Source organism: Reinekea marinisedimentorum (assembly GCF_004341165.1).
GTDB classification, from domain to species: Bacteria; Pseudomonadota; Gammaproteobacteria; order Pseudomonadales; family Natronospirillaceae; genus Reinekea; species Reinekea marinisedimentorum.
In genome coordinates this window covers 1-1,098 of the sequence record NZ_SLZR01000059.1, presented here as the reverse complement: position 1 = coordinate 1,098, position 1,098 = coordinate 1, and the positions used below count along the sequence as shown (strand labels likewise).

At 42.0% G+C, this 1,098-nt stretch carries 2 protein-coding genes; both read right to left on the bottom strand.

What is annotated here, in order from left to right:
* Positions 1–464 (bottom strand): transposase (locus BCF53_RS19140; RefSeq protein WP_132704275.1); only part of this gene is annotated, 464 nt, incomplete at its 3' end.
* A gap of 167 nt (positions 465–631) precedes the next feature.
* The gene (locus BCF53_RS19645) at positions 632–1,018 is read right to left on the bottom strand and encodes an HD domain-containing protein (protein WP_424511414.1); all 387 of its coding nucleotides are present in this window, start codon (positions 1,016–1,018) and stop codon (positions 632–634) included.
* Between the last annotated feature and the right edge of the window lie 80 nt (positions 1,019–1,098).

Here is a 1,098-nt window from a genome sequence, read left to right as displayed (position 1 = left end):
CTCCATTCCTTTGCGGCGTTTGAACGCATCTTGCAGCCATCGATCGCAAACAGTTCATTACCTAATAGCCCTTCTTCGTGGCAAATCAGCAGCACTTGCTCAAACAGTTCCGTCATGTTCTTGGGATACCGGCTAACGAACTTGGCAATGGTTGTCCAATGTGGAACGGTATCGCAGGAGAGCGCTTTAAAGATGACGTTAGTCTCGCAGCACCATTGGATTTCCCGAGAAGAAGTAATGCCTTTGGAATAGGCGAACAGAATGATCGAGAGCAGAATAGCAGGATCATAAGCCGGTCGACCGCTTTCATCATTGCTGTACAGATCGTTAAAAATACTGAGATCGAGCTTGTTGTGGATTAGATAATGAATGGCGTGTTCGAACGTACCGGATTGAAGCTGGTCTTGATAATTAATCACGACCATTGAGCTTTGATTGAAATCGTAGTGCTTGAATTTTGGCATGAAACAAACTCCGTTGATTTATGCCATTTTAAAAGTTTTCGGGAAGGATTTGGAGGTTTTTCTACAGCCTCAACGCCTTAATAACAGGCAAAATTCGGTTGGCTAAAATACGAGCGGAGCGAGATAGCCAGCCGTATTTTGTCCTTGTTGATTAACTTGTTATGTTTTTACGCATACAGTCCTGAAGCTACACTTTCTTCAATAAGGTTTTCCACAAGTGGCCATAATGTAGGGGCGCATGAGATAATATATTCTTTTTTACTTCGCACTTTTGCTACTGGAATGACACCATCTTCTTGTCTCCCCGTTAAAAGATGGTTAAGAAGAGGGCTTATGCCATCGATTGCAGCCGCAAACTTTGCTTCAGGAGAACTGCGATTCTCAAACTCTTGCCAAAGAGCACAGTACTCTTTACCTTGTTTTAGTGGCAGAAGTGAAAAAATTCTATTAGCAGCTATAGATTCACTCGTTAGTTTAGCACTTTGATTTTCATCATAAAGCCATGTATCTCCAGCATCTATCTCAACGATATCATGTACTAGGGCAGCTCTGATTTTTAAGTCATTTTGAGTTTCGAACTCATTAGAACTGCCTCTGCTTCATTTTCTCTTTCTAATTGGCCACTTTAGCCATG